Origin of the sequence: Roseovarius sp. B08, assembly GCF_051417955.1 — a bacterium.
Lineage (GTDB): Bacteria > Pseudomonadota > Alphaproteobacteria > Rhodobacterales > Rhodobacteraceae > Roseovarius.
Window position 1 is genome coordinate 519104 of record NZ_JBPRLW010000001.1, and the last position, 15993, is coordinate 535096.

Annotated in this window: 16 protein-coding genes and 1 pseudogene; 5 read left to right on the top strand and 12 right to left on the bottom strand. The window is 62.5% G+C overall.

The window, feature by feature from the left end; all coding sequences use genetic code 11:
* The first annotated feature begins 28 nt into the window (after positions 1-28).
* Positions 29-1219 (top strand): annotated as a pseudogene (locus ACSQ76_RS02605) (IS3 family transposase).
* Between the two features lie 172 nt (positions 1220-1391).
* Here the strand turns inward: ACSQ76_RS02605 and ACSQ76_RS02610 are convergent.
* The 4 genes from ACSQ76_RS02610 to ACSQ76_RS02625 all read right to left on the bottom strand — a co-directional run bounded on the left by ACSQ76_RS02610 (position 1392) and on the right by ACSQ76_RS02625 (position 4762).
* Positions 1392-2228: a hypothetical protein gene (locus ACSQ76_RS02610; RefSeq protein WP_437155342.1), complete on the bottom strand. Its 837-nt coding sequence runs from the start codon at positions 2226-2228 to the stop codon at positions 1392-1394.
* 622 nt (positions 2229-2850) lie between these two features.
* A complete protein-coding gene (locus ACSQ76_RS02615; RefSeq protein ID WP_437155343.1) occupies positions 2851-3987 on the bottom strand; it encodes an ABC transporter substrate-binding protein in 1137 nt (378 codons plus the stop codon).
* 22 nt (positions 3988-4009) lie between these two features.
* Positions 4010-4246 (bottom strand): Lrp/AsnC ligand binding domain-containing protein, encoded by a 237-nt coding sequence (locus ACSQ76_RS02620; RefSeq protein ID WP_306127577.1) that lies wholly within the window; start codon positions 4244-4246, stop codon positions 4010-4012.
* A 90-nt stretch (positions 4247-4336) separates the two neighbouring features.
* Entirely contained in the window at positions 4337-4762 is a 426-nt protein-coding gene (locus ACSQ76_RS02625) for a tellurite resistance TerB family protein (RefSeq protein WP_306127578.1), read from the bottom strand.
* Between the two features lie 113 nt (positions 4763-4875).
* On the opposite strand from ACSQ76_RS02625, the gene ACSQ76_RS02630 reads away from it, so the two are divergent.
* Both ACSQ76_RS02630 and ACSQ76_RS02635 read left to right on the top strand, forming a co-directional pair.
* Entirely contained in the window at positions 4876-6450 is a 1575-nt protein-coding gene (locus ACSQ76_RS02630) for a lysine--tRNA ligase (RefSeq protein WP_437155344.1), read from the top strand.
* Positions 6451-6512: 62 nt separating this feature from the next.
* Positions 6513-6911 carry a c-type cytochrome gene (locus ACSQ76_RS02635; protein WP_437155345.1) on the top strand — a complete coding sequence of 133 codons (399 nt, stop codon included), beginning with the start codon at positions 6513-6515 and terminating at the stop codon, positions 6909-6911.
* 110 nt (positions 6912-7021) lie between these two features.
* On the opposite strand, the gene ACSQ76_RS02640 is transcribed toward ACSQ76_RS02635, so the two are convergent.
* The 7 genes from ACSQ76_RS02640 to ACSQ76_RS02670 all read right to left on the bottom strand — a co-directional run bounded on the left by ACSQ76_RS02640 (position 7022) and on the right by ACSQ76_RS02670 (position 13286).
* On the bottom strand, positions 7022-7705 hold the full coding sequence (locus ACSQ76_RS02640) for a hypothetical protein (RefSeq protein WP_437155346.1): 684 nt from the start codon (positions 7703-7705) through the stop codon (positions 7022-7024).
* A 367-nt stretch (positions 7706-8072) separates the two neighbouring features.
* Positions 8073-8903 (bottom strand): hypothetical protein, encoded by an 831-nt coding sequence (locus ACSQ76_RS02645; protein WP_437155347.1) that lies wholly within the window; start codon positions 8901-8903, stop codon positions 8073-8075.
* Positions 8896-10854: a DNA topoisomerase IV subunit B gene (gene parE / locus ACSQ76_RS02650; protein ID WP_437155348.1), complete on the bottom strand. Its 1959-nt coding sequence runs from the start codon at positions 10852-10854 to the stop codon at positions 8896-8898. The genes ACSQ76_RS02645 and parE overlap by 8 nt, the downstream gene beginning before the upstream one ends.
* A gap of 88 nt (positions 10855-10942) precedes the next feature.
* Complete coding sequence (locus ACSQ76_RS02655) at positions 10943-11320, bottom strand: type II toxin-antitoxin system death-on-curing family toxin (protein WP_306127585.1); 378 nt, start codon at positions 11318-11320, stop codon at positions 10943-10945.
* Complete coding sequence (locus tag ACSQ76_RS02660) at positions 11317-11565, bottom strand: hypothetical protein (protein WP_437155349.1); 249 nt, start codon at positions 11563-11565, stop codon at positions 11317-11319. The genes ACSQ76_RS02655 and ACSQ76_RS02660 overlap by 4 nt, the downstream gene beginning before the upstream one ends.
* A 45-nt stretch (positions 11566-11610) precedes the next feature.
* Positions 11611-12522, bottom strand: coding sequence for a glucokinase (locus ACSQ76_RS02665; RefSeq protein ID WP_437155350.1), 912 nt, complete (start codon positions 12520-12522; stop codon positions 11611-11613).
* Positions 12519-13286 (bottom strand): HpcH/HpaI aldolase family protein, encoded by a 768-nt coding sequence (locus ACSQ76_RS02670; protein WP_437155351.1) that lies wholly within the window; start codon positions 13284-13286, stop codon positions 12519-12521. Before ACSQ76_RS02670 ends, ACSQ76_RS02665 begins: the two co-directional genes overlap by 4 nt.
* Before the next feature lie 137 nt (positions 13287-13423).
* Here ACSQ76_RS02670 and ACSQ76_RS02675 point away from each other — a divergent pair, with 137 nt between their 5' ends.
* Positions 13424-14149 carry an HdeD family acid-resistance protein gene (locus ACSQ76_RS02675; RefSeq protein ID WP_437155352.1) on the top strand — a complete coding sequence of 242 codons (726 nt, stop codon included), beginning with the start codon at positions 13424-13426 and terminating at the stop codon, positions 14147-14149.
* Between the two features lie 12 nt (positions 14150-14161).
* A complete protein-coding gene (locus tag ACSQ76_RS02680) occupies positions 14162-14719 on the top strand; it encodes a DUF2585 family protein (RefSeq protein ID WP_437155353.1) in 558 nt (185 codons plus the stop codon).
* Positions 14720-15072: 353 nt separating this feature from the next.
* Here the strand turns inward: ACSQ76_RS02680 and ACSQ76_RS02685 are convergent, their stop codons facing one another.
* On the bottom strand, positions 15073-15993 hold the full coding sequence (locus tag ACSQ76_RS02685) for a manganese-dependent inorganic pyrophosphatase (protein WP_437155354.1): 921 nt from the start codon (positions 15991-15993) through the stop codon (positions 15073-15075).

Genomic DNA, 15993 nt, shown 5'->3' on the forward strand with positions numbered 1-15993 from the left:
AGAGTCCGCCCCAACGAAGGGACGGACAATGAAGCGAACGAGATACAGCGAAGAACAGATCATCGGCATCCTTACCGAGCATGAGGCAGGCGCGAAGTGCGCCGATCTGTGCCGCAAGCACGGGATGTCGGAAGGCACCTTTTATGCCTGGAAAGCCAAGTTTGGTGGGATGACGGTTTCGGACGCCAAACGACTGAAGGCGCTGGAGGACGAGAACGCCAAGCTGAAGAAGTTGCTGGCGGAGCAGATGCTCGACGCTGCGGCGATGAAGGAACTGCTCTCAAAAAAATGGTGAGGCCCGCCGTGAAGCGCGAAGCCGTTGCGCATCTGCGGGCCAGGCTTGGCCTGTCGGAACGGCGGGCCTGTCAGATTGTTGGAGCGGACCGCAAGATGATCCGCTACCGGTCCGCGCGACCGCCCGAGACCGGGCTGCGCCAGCGGCTTCGGGATCTGGCCAATGAACGCCGCCGGTTCGGTTATCGGCGGCTATTTGTGCTGCTGCGCCGGGAGGGAGAACCCTCCGGGATCAACCGTATCTACCGGCTGTATCGAGAAGAAGGTCTGGCGGTGCGCAAACGCCGGGCCAGGCGCAAGGCGGTAGGAACCCGGGCACCGATCCTGGTCGAGGCCCGGCCCAATGCGCGCTGGTCGCTGGATTTTTGTCCATGACCAGCTCGCCTGTGGCCGGCGGTTCCGCATCCTGAACGTGGTCGATGACGTGACGAGGGAATGCCTGGCGGCCGTTCCGGACACATCGATCTCGGGGCGGCGTGTCGCGCGGGAATTGGCGGCCCTGATCGAACGGCGTGGAAAGCCCGGCATGATTGTCTCGGACAACGGCACCGAACTGACCAGTAACGCGATCTTAACCTTCGCTACCGCGCAGGGGATCGAATGGCATTACATCGCCCCGGGCAAGCCGATGCAGAACGGGTTTGTGGAGAGTTTCAACGGGCGCATGCGCGATGAACTCCTCAACGAAACCATGTTCCGCAACATGCCCCATGCGCGCGCCGTGATCCGTGCCTGGGCAGCAGATTACAACGAGGAGCGCCCACATTCGGCGCTTGGCTATCAGACGCCCAAGGCGTTCGCCGAGCGCCTGTTCACCGCAACCGACACCCGCGCTGCGCCATCTGAAAGCTCCGCGCGGATGTCGGTTGCTCCACCTGCGCCAATCGGCGTATCAACCCGAAGGGCTCTGGTTCCGGATGGGTGAAAGTTCAGTGGCAGGTCAAAGACCAAAGCCGCCCCCTGGGGCGGCTTTTGCATGTCGTGGTCTGCACGTCGAGGTCGGCTTTGCGGACAATGCGACCCTTGGCTTCGGCAAGACCAGTGGCGGAATAGAGACGGTTCTGCGGCTTTCGCTTCATGAATGCCATTGGGCACCATTATCGACATTCAGATGCATTTCCGGCAACCTGATCTTTGAGTAAGAAATATCCATTCGTCGCAGCGATAAGCAGTCCTGACCGGTCGGTCAGATATACGGAGTTTTTTGAAGAAAAATACTTGGGCACATCGACCTGTGCACCCAGAATATCAATTTCTAGGCCGGAGGCTCTGTCGAACGCCCTCATTACGCCGTCGCCGATAGCAACGTAGGCCTTCGACTCTGGGAGATACACCTCAACAAATTGACCACGAATGATCTTTGTTCTACCGGGACCGGGTGCCGATAGTGCAGGCCTACGATAAACGCCCTCAAAATTAGAGAGCTGGTCTAGGTCCACTCCGGACAAGCCCTTGTCTGAAAACGAGTCAAAGTCGTTTAGGACGTTCCGGCGTTCCTGTTCCTTCGCAGGAACCCAAATCCCGCCTTCCAGTTCGAGCCGCACCAGAAATCGCCCCCTAAAAGGGCCATACGCTTCCTCCATGTCAATCAGTATTCGGTACGGAGCGGAAAGCAGAATCGCATCGTTGATGAAAACCCAATCCTTCGGCTCGAACGTGCCTAGATCATGAATGTTTTGGTTGGCATCGATTAAATATACTTTGTTTTCAACTTCAGTGCCCAGCAGTGTCATATTTATCTTTGGGAAATCAACTATTTTGGTGACCCATTCATCAATACCTTCGACATGACTTATCTTGTCATCCTGAAGCGCATACACCGCAGCACCGGGTGTGTTCCTCAAGCCGCCGCGTGTCAGCAGAAGCGCGTTCATGGGTGTTGACCACCCCACCGTTCGAACAGCCGCTTCGTTCGGAAACTCCTGGATGAGCATGCGGGTGAACTCTCCTGTCGTCGGGTCTTGCCGCCATAACTCCCGTTCCCCAATTAAGCCGAACACTCCTATGCGCTCTCCACTTCCTGTTGCGTAGATGTCGTCAACTTCCGTGATTTTTGGGTGATCTCCCCCAAAGTCATGAAGATATTGTCACGAATGAATCCGATTATTGTGTTCTTCACTATCGGATCGCCAAGGGACACAATGGTGTTGTCTGCAACGTCGGATATCACAACACTATGAATTTTGAACGGGGCGGCTGGTTGGTCCGCCTGGAACACGACTGGTTTAACGCAAAGGCGCGGGTCACTCTGCTCGGCGCTGACTGATGACTGTGCAATTGCCGCAATGAATGCAAACACACTTAGACGCATAAAACGGCCGTCCGATATCTTATTCATTTCAATGACGGTACTGTCTCAAGCACCTGTTAGCAACGCGTCAGTAGCATCGTCGACCAACACGGCTTGCAGACATTCGTGCATAGTGCAGCATCAGTCACTATGGGCTCGAAGCGGTCATCGCGCCACGAGCCCCTGAAACACCCATCTGCACCACAACATACAAAGAACTGACCCCCGGGGGGACGGCTTTTGCCTGCCCCCGGGTGCGGCCCGTCCTACATCTCGCAGTCTTCGACGTAGACGTTGGAGTGATCCTCCAGCGCGGTGCCGATGATCTTGTTGGTGTAGACGTCGCCTTCCTTGATCACCTCGCGGACATAGATGTCCTGTACGGGGTGGTTGTTGGAGGCAAACTCGAAATCGCCGCGGGTCGAGGCGAAATCGGCTTCCTTCAGCGCGGCGCGGAAGGCGTCGGCATCCGCCACGTCGGCCTTGGCCATGGCGGACAACAGCAGGTTGGCGGTGTCATAGCCCTGGGACGCGTAAAGCGAGGGCAGGCGACCGTATTCCTCCTGGAAGGCGGCAACGAATTCCTTGTTCGCCTCGTTGTCCAGATCCTTGCTCCACTGGCTGGTGTTCTTGATGCCAAGCGCGGCCTCGCCCACGGCCTGCAGGATACCCTGGTCGAAGCTGAAGGCGGGGCCGACGACCGGAAGGTCGACGCCGCTGTCGGCATATTGCTTGAGGAAGGAAATCCCCATGCCGCCGGGCAGGAAGAAGTACACGCTGTCGGCCTCGGACGCGCGGATCTGGGCGATCTCGGCGGCATAGTCGGTCTGGCCCAGCTGGGTGAAGACCTCGCCGGCCAGTTCGCCGTCGTAGATGCGCTTGTAGCCCGTGAGCGCGTCCTGCCCCGCGGGATAGTTGGGCGCGAGGATGAAGGTGTTCTTGAATCCGGCCGAGTTGGCATAGCCGCCCGCGGCCTCGTGCAGGTTGTCGTTCTGCCAGGCCACGTTGAAATAGTTGGGGTTGCAGCCCTTGCCGGCCAACGCCGAGGGGCCGGCGTTGGGCGACAGGTAGAACTTGCCCTGCGCCACGGCGGCGGGGACCACGGCCATGGCGAGGTTCGACCAGATGATGCCGGTCAGAACGTCGACCTTTTCGGATTGGATCATCTTGTCGGCCAGCTGCACGGCGATGTCGGGCTTGCGCTGGTCATCCTCGACCACGACTTCGATCTCCTCGTTGCCCGACATCTTGACCGCCAGCAGAAAGCCGTCGCGCACGTCGATGCCAAGGCCCGCGCCGCCACCCGACAGCGTGGTGATCATGCCGACCTTCACGGCTTCGGCATGGGCCATCGCGCCCAGGGCCGTCATCGCCGTGGCGGCCAGGATAGTTTTCAGTTTCATTGTTTCCTCTCCCTTGGAAGTGTCAGAACGCCTTGAACGTCAGCGTCGTCTCGGTGCGTTCGATATTGTCGATTGTCGCGAGGTTCTCGTTGATGAATTTGCCCACGTCTTCGCCTTCGGGGACATAGAGCTTCAAGAGCAGGTCGAACGGCCCGGAGGTGGAATAAAGCTCCGAATGGATTTCGCGCAGGGCGATTTCCTCGGCCACCTTGTAGGAGGTGCCGGGGCGGCAGCGGATATTCACGAACAGTGGGCGCATGTGACAGGTCTCCCGATCGGCTGGGGCCTATTTAGAACGGTTTTCGGCGCAGATGGAAATGGGCAATTTTCACCAGGGGCCGCGCCGGGATCATTCGCGCACGTGCCGTGCCCGCGCCCCGCGCTCGATGGCCGCAGCGTGCAGCCGGTCGATGTTCAGCTGATAGCGGATCTCGCCCAGAAAGCGCAGTTCGGTCTCGTCCAGAAGACCATCGGACGCAGCCACGTCGCAGGCCAGGGCATAAGCGGTTTCATACAGGCGCTCGGGCAGGTTGTCGGTGACGAGGCCGAAAAGCGCATCCAGACCGTCCTCTTCGGCGAAGAGGTCGAACACGGTCTGCGCCATGGTCTTCATCCGGTCGGTATCGTAGGTGGCGAAGATCGGCAGGTTGTCGATCGCGCTTTCGATCTTGACCAGTTCGGCGGTGCGGATTTCCTCGTCCGAGGCGGACACGGCGATCATCATGGCCACGAGGCAGTCCTGCGGGGTAAGCGGGTGGGAATCCTGGTCGGTCATGCGCTGTCCTTCGGCGGTCTTGTCGCGGTGCAGAATATTGACTGTCCGGGGGTGTAGCAATAGGAACCGAGGCGGCCCGCCGTTCGCGCGGGCCTCAACCTCTGGAGACCGACATGTCCGAACTGCGCGACGCCGCGATGAGTGCGAAAGCCTGGCCCTTCGAAGAAGCGCGCCGGCTGCTCAAACGCTATGAAAAGGCGCCGCCCGAAAAGGGATATGTGCTGTTCGAGACGGGCTATGGCCCCAGCGGCCTGCCGCATATCGGAACGTTCGGCGAGGTGCTGCGCACGACGATGATCCGTCACGCGTTCCAGCAGATCAGCGATATTCCGACGCGGCTCTTCTGCTTTTCGGACGATCTGGACGGGATGCGCAAGGTGCCCGGTAACGTGCCCAACCAGGAGATGTTGCAAGAGCACCTGCAAAAGCCGCTGACCAGCGTGCCGGACCCGTTCGGCGAATTCGAGAGCTTCGGCCACCACAACAACGCCATGCTGCGCCGGTTCCTCGATACCTTCGGGTTCGAGTACGAGTTCTATTCCGCCACCGATTTCTACAAGTCCGGCCAGTTCGACACGACGCTGCTGCGCGCGGCCGAGCGGTATGAGGACATCATGAAGGTCATGCTGAAATCCCTGCGCGAGGAGCGGCAGCAGACCTATTCGATCTTCCTGCCGCTGCACCCCGAGACGGGCCGCGTGCTCTATGTGCCGATGAAGAACGTGGATGCCGTGAAAGGCGAGATCACGTTCGACGACGAGGAAGGCCGGGAGTGGACCCTGCCGGTGACCGGCGGCAACGTGAAGCTGCAATGGAAGCCCGATTTCGGCGCGCGCTGGGCCGCGCTGGGCGTGGATTTCGAGATGTACGGCAAGGACCATTCCACCAACACGCCGATCTATGACAGGATCTGCGAGATCCTGGGTACGCCCGCGCCGGAACACTTCACCTATGAGCTGTTCCTCGACGACAAGGGGCAGAAGATTTCCAAGTCCTCGGGCAACGGGATCAGCATCGACGAATGGCTGAGCTATGCCAGCACCGAGAGCCTTTCGTATTTCATGTACCAGAAACCGAAGACCGCCAAGCGCCTGTTCTTTGACGTGATCCCGCGCGCGGTGGACGAGTATCACCAGCAATTGCGCGCCTATCCGGGCCAGGATGCGGCGGGCAAGCTGAACAACCCGGTGCATCACATCCACAACGGCGACGTACCCGAAAGCCGGATGGTGGTGTCGTTTGCAATGCTGCTGAACCTCGCTTCGGTGGCCTCGGCGCAAGACAAGGAAACGCTCTGGGGCTTCATCAACCGCTACGCGCCCGATGCCAGCCCCGAGACGCATCCCGATCTCGATGCCGCGGCAGGATCGGCGGTGAAGTACTACGAGGATTTCGTCGCGCCGACGAAGACCTATCGCGCCCCGACCGAGCTGGAGCGCGAGGCGCTGACCGACTTGCGTGACCAGCTGGCCGCCTATGACGGCCCGGTCGAGGACGAGGCACTGCAATCGGTGGTCTATGCCGTGGGGCGTGACCGCTTTGACCCGCTGCGCGACTGGTTCAAGGCGATCTACGAGACGCTGCTGGGCGCAAGCCAGGGGCCCCGCTTTGGCGGGTTCATCGCACTCTACGGTGTTGACGAAACCGTGGCGCTCATTGACCGTGCGCTGGCGGGCGAGCTGGCTTGATCCACGTCAAGGCGGGTCGTTCGCGGCCCGCTAGACTGGGGAAAGAGACAGGGAGCAGGACCATGATCAGACCAATCACCCTCGCCGCGTGCCTCGTGGCCGGGGCGGCCACCGCGCAGGACTCGATGCCCGAACCCGACGAGGGGCGCGCGATCTTCGAAGAGAATTGCGCCGTCTGCCACGGCAGCCGCGGCATGGGCAACGGTCCTTGGGCAGGGTCCTACAACCCGGCCCCCGCCGACCTGACGGCATTGAAGGAGGACGGCGTGTTTTCCCGCACGCGGGTCCTGTCGGTGATCGACGGCTATGACCGCACCGGCCTGCCGGGGCACGAGATGCCGGAATTCGGCCTGCTGTTGCAGGGCGACACGGTGCCGGTGGACGTGGGCGACGGGGTGATGACGCCGACGCCGCGCCCGCTGGCGGCCTTGCTGTTCTATATCGAAAGCATCCAGGACTAAAGCGTTTCGCCTTTTACCTGAGCCATCAGCAAAAGGCGAAACGCGTGCAACGATTGGCTGTTGTGCTGCGTTTCGCGATACGCTGTGATTCAGCTTTATCGCGAAACGCTTTAGACCCGGCAGATCCCGTTCAACTCGACCCCGTCCCAGGGCAGCACGACCTTGTCGGGGATGGTGAGCGTGCCCAGCGGAAACGCGCCTTCCAGCAATTCCTTCAGCCGGGCGGTGCGCGGCGCTTCGGGGTCCAGCGTGGCGCAGCAGACATATTCCTCGACGATCGAGGCCTGCTGTTCATAGCCGTAATCGAGGAATTGCGTGTCGGTGCCGACCTCGAAGAGGTAGGGGTCGTCGCTGACCTGATGCTCGCGCACGGCCTTGAGCGGGGAATAGCCCGTCTGGGCGCGGTTCTGCCATTGCCAGACATGGGTCATCTCGTGGGCAAAGAGCATCGCCTCGACCAGGTAGATGCGCTCGTCATAGTCGGGCAGGTAGTTTTCCAGGTACCAGTCCCTGGCGAAGAACACCTTGTTGAGAAAGACGAGGGCGGCGGGGCTGACGGTGACTTCCTTGGTCTCCTCGGCCTGCGGCGGGAATATGCGTTCGCGGCAGGCGACGCGGGGGCGTTTCTTGCGGGTATAGGTGGTCTTGCCGATGAGCGCGCCATCGACCAGCCGGATGCGGTTCGTGTCGATGGAGGTGCCGTGGATCTGCGTGGTGAACGCTTTTTCGGTGTCCGTCAGAGGGCGGCCACAAGACATCAGGACGGCAAGGGACAACAGGAAAAGCCAGCGCATGGCCGCGACGTTAGCGGGATTCGCGGGAAAAGAAACCGGCTGATTTCGCTTGCGGCCGGGGGCAGGGAGGTCCCGGGTCAGGCCCGGGACGGGTGGGTCTGGGTGGAGGTGCCGCGCGATTGCCAGACCGCGGGGTGGCGATCCGAGGGGTGTTCAGGGCACTTTATGGTGGCGGTGTCCGCATGACCTCTGATCGGGGGGCTTGCGTCAGCCAATCGCCAGCCCGGGGCGCGGTCTGGCGATCGCGCGGCGGCGCAGCGTGCTGCGCCTTGATTCCGCGCGGGGGATCAAAGCTTAAGGTATTTTTGTTTTTCTCGAGCCAAGAATTCTGCCTCCCTCGACTGATCGAGTTCATGGGCCAATCGAATTACGCAATCACAAAAAGAGTTGTCAAAAGCTGCATCAGATCAAAGTAAAGCAGCTTTCTGTCTTCAGTACTTTTGACGCCAAACATCTTCAAAGAATTAGTGATATGCACTGAGAAGGCATCTGCGTGCACAAAGCTAGAAGAAAGGCTGTGCCAGTCTTCAATCCACCGTATGAAGGCTTCCTGTTGGCCTTCAAAGCAATCGATTTTCTCAAGAAACTTTTTGAACTTGAGTTCCCGCTCGTTTCGCTGAATTGATTTGTTCGATGGAAGGTTTGAAACACCTTCGATCATGCCGTGCTTGCCTGATTGGACAAAGCTTTTATCCTCGTTCAAAGGGTTTGAGAACATTTTCCCAATTTTTCGAGGAAAGCTGTCGTTTTCATTTATCGACCCGAGCCATTTTCGCTGGCGTGAATAGCTGTCTCGAAAGTCATTTTCGTAATTGTAAAGCGCTCTTTCTCTTTCTTCCTCGGTCGAGCAAACAAGTGCTGTTCCTCGAACAAGTCCCTCAAGACTCACTCTTCCGATAGCAAGCCCACCTGTCAGGTCGCCGACAGCTATAGCTTTGCTGATTGTCGGAAACGAATTGACTGCGTTCACCAAAAGCGCACATGCAAAAGCAAGCTCGCGCGTGATATCTCGATAGTAGAAATCAGAGAGTGCGCGTGAGACCACCCAACATAGGGCATCAATGTCTTTCGCGCGTTTGGCATCAGCACCATTAGCGAGCATTTTTGCCACGTTCGGGTCTTCGAAATCGACGAAGTGCGATACGCAACCGTCGCTTTCCAGCAATATATTGAGCGGAGCGCGGTTGCGCTCAAACATCCAACTCCTCCACGAACCGCGCGTTTTCCTGGATGTACTGGAACCGCAGTTCGGGCTTCTTGCCCATCAGGCGTTCCACCAGGTCGCCGGTCTCGCCGGGTTCGTCCTCGTCGATGGTCACGCGGATGAGTTTTCGCGTCGCGGGGTCCATCGTGGTTTCCTTCAGGTCCTTGGCGTCCATCTCGCCCAGGCCCTTGAAGCGGCTGACGTCGATCTTGCCCTTGCCGCCCAGGCCCTTTTCCAGCCAGAGGTCGCGCTCGGCCTCGTCGATGCAGTAGACGCGCTTGGCTCCTTGGGTGAGGCGATAGAGCGGCGGGCAGGCGAGGTAGAGGTGGCCTGCGTCGATCATCGGGCGCATCTGGGTGAAGAAGAACGTCATCAACAGCGAGGCGATATGGGCGCCGTCCACGTCCGCGTCGGTCATGATGATGATCTTGTCATAGCGCAGGTCGTCGATGTTGAACCGCGTGCCAAGCCCCACGCCAAGCGCCTGCGTCAGGTCGTTGATCTCGGCGTTGCTCCCCAGTTTCGAGCTGGCCGCGCCCAGCACATTGAGGATCTTGCCGCGCAGGGGCAGCAGGGCCTGGGTCTTGCGGTCCCGGCCCATCTTGGCGGAGCCACCGGCGGAATCCCCTTCGACAATGAACAATTCGGTGCCGTCGCGGGTTGAGGACGAGCAATCCACCAGCTTACCGGGGAGGCGAAGTTTCTTTGTGGCGGATTTGCGTTGTGTTTCCTTCTCGGCCCTGCGGCGCAGGCGTTCCTCTGCCCGCAGGACAAGGAAATCGAGGATGGCGCCGGCCGATTTGGTGTCGGCGGCCAGCCAGTTGTCGAAATGGTCGCGCACGGCGTTTTCCACCAGCCGCTGCGCCTCGGTCGTGGCCAGCCTGTCCTTGGTCTGGCCGACGAATTCCGGCTCGCGGATGAAGCACGAGACCAGCGCGCAGCCCCCCGTCATCAGGTCGTCGCGGGTGATGTTGGCGGCCTTGCGGTTGTTCACCAGCTCGCCATACGCCTTGATGCCCTTGACGATCGCGGCCCAGAAGCCCGCCACGTGCGTGCCGCCCTCGGGCGTGGGGACGGTGTTGCAGTAGGATTGCAGGAACCCGTCGCGGCTGGGCGTCCAGTTGATCGCCCATTCCACCTTGCCCGGCGTGCCGAAGCGTTCCTGGAAATCGACGGTTCCGGCAAAGGGATTCTCGGCATAGGTCGAGGCGGTGCCCATTGTCTCGCGCAGGTAATCGGCGAGGCCGCCGGGGAAGTGGAACGTGGCCTCCTGCGGGGTGTCGCCGTCGGGGATGGCGGATTTCCAGCGGATCTCGACGCCCGAGAAAAGATAGGCCTTGGAGCGGATCGAACTGAAGAGCCGCGCGGGCTTGAAACGGTGATGGCCGAAGATCTGCTCGTCGGCATGAAACGTCACGGTGGTGCCGCGGCGGTTGGGGGCGGCGCCGACCTCTTCCAGCTTGCCTTGCGGGATGCCGCGGGAGAAGCGTTGCTCGTACAGCTTCTTGTCGCGGGCCACCTGCACGATCAGGAGGTCCGAGAGCGCATTCACCACCGACGCGCCGACGCCGTGCAGGCCGCCCGAGGTCTGATAGGCCTTGCCCGAGAACTTGCCGCCCGCGTGCAGCGTGCAGAGGATCACCTCGAGCGCGGACTTGCCGGGAAACTTGGGGTGTTCGTCCACCGGCATCCCGCGACCATTGTCGCGGATGGTGATGGAATGATCCTCGTGCAGCTCGACCTCGATCCGGTTGGCATGGCCCGCCACCGCCTCGTCCATGGAGTTGTCGAGGATCTCGGCCACCAGGTGATGCAGGGCCCGCTCGTCGGTGCCGCCGATATACATGCCGGGGCGCTTGCGGACAGGTTCCAGCCCCTCCAGCACCTCGATCGAGGAGGCGTCGTAATTGCCGGAATCGGTGGGGGTCAGAAGGTCATCGGCCATGTGCGCTGCTCTTTGTTTTATGGGTTGGGGCGCAGTATGGCAGAGGGGAGGCGGTGGGGGAAGTGGTCAGGTGCGTTGAAACCGCACCCTACGCAGCTTTGGTGCGCAGCCAGTCGGCCAGGTCGTCCTCTGCCAGCTTGCCTTGGGCGAGGGCGATGATGATCTGGCCGATCTCTTCGGTGTCATGGGTGATCGACACGCCGTGCAGGGTCAGGCAGACCAGCATGGTGCGATAGGCCGTGCGCTTGTTGCCGTCGTTGAAGCAATGGCCCTGTGCGACGGCCCCCGCATAAGCGGCGGCAAGGTCGAAGACATCCTCGATCATGCCGTAGACCAGCCGGTTGTCGACGCGCGCGAGCGCGCCTTCCAGCGACTTGTCCCGCGCGCGTCCTGGCAATTCGCCGGGATTCAGGGCCATGTCGTGAAGCGCCTCCACCTGGTCGGCGGAGAGAAGCAGAAAGCTCATTTGTCCTTCAGATACTCAAGCACGGGCTGCGCCTGCTCGCGGGTCGCCTCGACGGCGGCCATGACCTCGTCCATCGTGGCATAGCGCGGCTCGCCCTGAAGCGACCCCTCTTCCGGCACCAGGTAGCCCACGCAGCGCGAATTCTTCATGATCGCCACCGGCTTGCCGCCCGCGCGGTCGAGTACCTTTTGCGGTTCGCGCAGTTCGGTCATGGTGCAGATCTGGTTCGTGTGCAGGCGTTTCATGGGTGTCTCCTGAGGTGCGCGTCATAATATACACTTCAGTGTATATTATTTCAAGCATTGCGCCAGGTATCGTGCGCAGCCGCGCAAGGCGGCGTTATCATCCGAGATCAGCGTAACCGGTATCGCGGTCAGGATATCGGTGTAGGGCCCGCGCGGGTGGAACGTGTCGGTGAAGCCCAGCGGGCTGAGGTATGGCGCGATGGCGCGGGCGGTACCGCCGATCAGGTAAAGCCCCCCGGTCGCCATATGCGACAGGCAGAGGTTCGAGGCCGAAAGGCCAAGCAATGACACGAACGCCTGAAGCGTCTTGCGCGGCTTCAACGCGATGATCTCGGCAGGTGTCAGCGTCTTGCCAGTGAAGAAATGGTGTAGCCGGGTGAGGCCGGGGCCGGAAAGGGCCGCCTCGATGGGCAGGTGTGATGCCTCGCCGCGCAGGTGATCGTAGAGCGCACGAAAACCCGGCGCGTCGGGCAGGGTGGTATGACCGGATTCTGACGGCGGCACGAAAAGGTCGTCGCCCACGCGGTGCGCGACCGCGATGTTACAGCCCGTGCCCAGCCCCAGCACCATGCGCGGGCCTTGCGGGTCGGGCGTGCCGAAAATCAAGGGGGTCAGGCTGTCCGCGTCCAGATCGTCCAGCGCGTAGGCTTGTGCCTGAAGGTCGTTCATCAGGTGAACCCGGTCGGCGCCGGTGGCGCGGGCCAGCGCCGCCGCCTCGATACGCCAGGCGTGGTTGGTCAGTTGCGCCGCCCCGGCACGCACCGGCCCGGCGACCCCGGCGCATATTGCCTTGACGGCGCCCGGGCGCACCGTGTCGAGATAGGCGCCAAGCAGGGCGGCCAGGCTGGCGTGATCGGCATTGGCAAAGCTGAGGGCGGGCTCGGGCAGAAGGCCGGCCCCGTCGGACAGTCCGACGCGGCAAAAGGTGCCGCCCAGATCGACCAGAAGGCGCGTCATGCCTGCCAGTTGCGCGCCAGCGCCCGGGCGGCGTTGGCAAAGAGCAGCACGTCGATCCCCACGCCCAGCATCTGCGCGCCCCAGTCGCGATAGGTGCGCGTGGTCTTCGCGTCGATGCCGAGGATGCCGGGCGCCTTGCCCGCGGCGCGAATGCGGGCCAGCGCGTCCTGCATGGCTTCGCGCACCTCCGGGTGGTTCGCGTCGCCGTGATGGCCCATGTCGTTGGCCAGGTCCGATGGCCCGATAAAGGCCGCATCGACGCCGTCGACCGCGCAGATCGCATTGAGGTTTTCCAGCGCGGCCACGCTTTCGATCTGGACCACGAGGCACATCTCGTCGTTGGCCGTGGCGATATAGTCGGGCACCGCGCCAAAGCCCGAGGCACGCCCCAGCGCCGCGCCGGAGCCGCGCACGCCTCCGGGCGGATAGCGCATGGCGCGCACGATCCGCTCGGCGTCGGCCGCGGTGTCGACCATCGGCGCCAGAAGCGTTTGCGCGCCCGCGTCGAGCACCTGCTTGATGATCCAGTCCTCGGCCACGGGCACGCGCACGATCGCTTCGCTGGGCGAGGCGCGCAGGATGCCGATCTGGGCCGAGAGGGTGTGAATGGTGTTGGGCGCGTGCTCGCCGTCGAGGATCAGCCAGTCGAACCCGGCGGTGCCCAGGATCTCGGTGGCATAGGCATCGACGAACCCGGCCCAGCAACCGATGAGGGGCTCTCCGGCGGCGAGGGCGGTCTTGAAACGGTTGACGGGGGCGGACATGGGCGGGCCTCAAAGGTCTTCAGTTCGAGGGCCAGTTAAACGCGGCGATGGGCCGAGGTCCAGCGGCGGGCGTCTGGGAACCGGCACCGCAACTCGCGCGTTGTCCGCGTGAAACGTCTGCGAAGGTGACACACGCAATGACATCGACCGAAACCCTGGGCCGCCCCGTGCGACACAGACCGACCCGGCGGACCGAGCGCGAACCGGGCCGCACCGGATTGACGATCCTGGGGGTCGTGATGCTGGTGGGCGGGATGCTGGCGTTCTTCAACCCCTTCGCCGCATCGCTGACCGTCACCGCCGTTGCGGGCGCCGCGTTCCTGCTGGCCGGGCTGACGCAGCTCTGGCTGGCCTTCAGTGACCGGGGCGACGCGCTGGGCGGTCGGGTTCTTGGCGGGCTGATCGGGCTGGCCTTGGTGCTCTTTGCTGTCTCGCTGTTGCTGAACCCGGTGGCCGGACTGATCACCCTGACGCTGGCGGTCGCCGTGCTGTTCGCCATATTGGGGCTGTTGCGCCTGGTTTACGCCTTCCGGATGCGCGCGCGTCACGGCTGGGGCTGGATCGCCGGTGCCGGGCTGATGTCGCTGGCGCTTGCAGGGATGATCGTGCTGGGCCTGCCGGGCGCCGCCGCCGACGTGCTTGGCCTGTTTCTGGGGGGTGGACCTGACGCTGTCGGGCATCGCCACGCTGGCGCTGGCCTGGAACAAGCCCAGGGCACCGGGGCAGGAACTTTCTTAAGCGGTAAACATGTTGAATGTGCAGGCGGGCGCGGTCCACTCAGGAGCGCGCCCGTCTCGTGCGCGGGTGTGCCTTGCCCCGATATGCGATCGCGCTTTGCAATGGACAGGGGTGCGGTGCTGTGATTCGGTGTCTGCATGAGCAACAGGCGCGTGACATTCGGCATCGTGGCCCTGATGGGCCTTGCCACGCTGGTGGTTCTGCTTGGAATGGGGCGCAATCCGACATGCCCCTGCGGGTGGGTGGACCTTTGGGGCACCGTGGGCACCAGCGAGGGCAGCCAGCAGGTGTTCGACTGGTACTGGCCCAGCCACCTGTTGCACGGGGTCCTGTTCTACGCGCTGTTGTGGCTGGTGGCGCGCCGGGTCGATCCGGGCTGGCGGCTGGTGATCGCGACGGCGGTGGAATGCGCGTGGGAGATCGTCGAGAACACCGACGCGGTGATCGAGCGCTACCGCGAGGTGACGATCTCGCTGGATTACTACGGCGACAGCGTGCTGAACTCGGCCTCGGACATCGCGGCGATGTGGCTGGGCTTCTGGCTGGCGCGGCGCTTGCCGGTCTGGGCCAGCGTGGCCGTGGTGGTGGGGTTCGAGCTGCTGACGCTGTGGGTGATCCGCGATAACCTGACGCTGAACGTGGTGATGCTGCTCTACCCGGTCGAGGCCATCTCCGACTGGCAGGCGGGCGGCTGAGGCCGCTCAGTCGTCGTCGCGTCGATGTTTGTCCCGCCGCCGGGTGCGGCGGCCGATGCCGATGAAGGACAGCACCACGATGGCAACTAGAAGAAGGACGACAAGGCCCATGCGGTGCGTCTCCGGCGGATGTTTCCATAATCAGGCCTACAGTTTGCGGCGCGGTGCCACAAGTCGCACCCCGTCCCGGGCCTGACCCGGGACCTCTTGCCGCGAGAGATCCCGGATCAAGTCCGGGATGGCGGTGAGAAAAAACCGACGCGCGGCGTCAACGTCACGGGGCCGGCGGGATACGAAAAACGCCCCCGCAAATCCTGCGGAGGCGTTCGGAATGCAAGCGCTAGCGAAGGGTGTCAGACCGCCAGGTTGGGAATGATCTGCTTCTTGCGGCTCATCACGCCGGGCAGGACCACCGTATCGCCCGACGCGGACGCGCCGAAGCTTTTCTCGGCCACGCCCTTCACCAGGTCGTTGGGCACCAGCAGGGTCGCTTCCTCGTTCAGGATGTCCACGACGAAGAGCAGCACCTGGTCGACGCCGTCCTCCTTGGCGACGTCCTGCATCGAGGCCATCAGGCTGTCCTTGCGGTCCAGCACGGTGGCGGGCGCGGTGGTTTCCAGGACCGAGACGCGGAACTTGGTGCCGCCGACCTCGTATTCCTTGCTGTCCATGCGGATCAGCTCGGCGTCGGAAAAGGCCGACACGTCCGACTTGGCCGCGAACATCTCGGCAGCGTAGTCGGCGACGCTGACGCCCAGGTCGCGGGCCAGTTGCTCGGCGGTGGCGCGGTCGTGGTCGGTGGTGGTGGGGCTGCGGAATTCCAGCGTGTCGCTGAGGATGCAGGTCAGCGCCGCGCCCTTGGCCCAGTCGGGCATGCGCTCGGCATCCTCACCCATAAGGTCGATCATGACCGTGGCGGTGCAGGCCAGCGGGCGCACTGTGATATCGATCGGCCCGGAGGTTTCCAGCCCGCCCACCAGCTTGTGGTGGTCGATGATGCCCTGCACGTCGGCGCCGTTGATGTTGGTCGGCAACTCGGCGGGGTTGTTGGTGTCCACCACGATGCAGGGCTGGCCGTCATCGACATTGGTGATGATGCGCGGCTTGGGCAGGTCCCAGCGTTCCAGCATGAAGGCGGCCTCGGTGTTGGGCTCGCCCAGAAGGACGGCCTCGGCATCGCCGCCCTTCACGTCGTTGAGGTACCACGCCCAGAGGATGGGCGAGCCGGTGCTGTCGGTGTCGGGGGATTTGTGGCCAAATACGAGCGTTGTCAT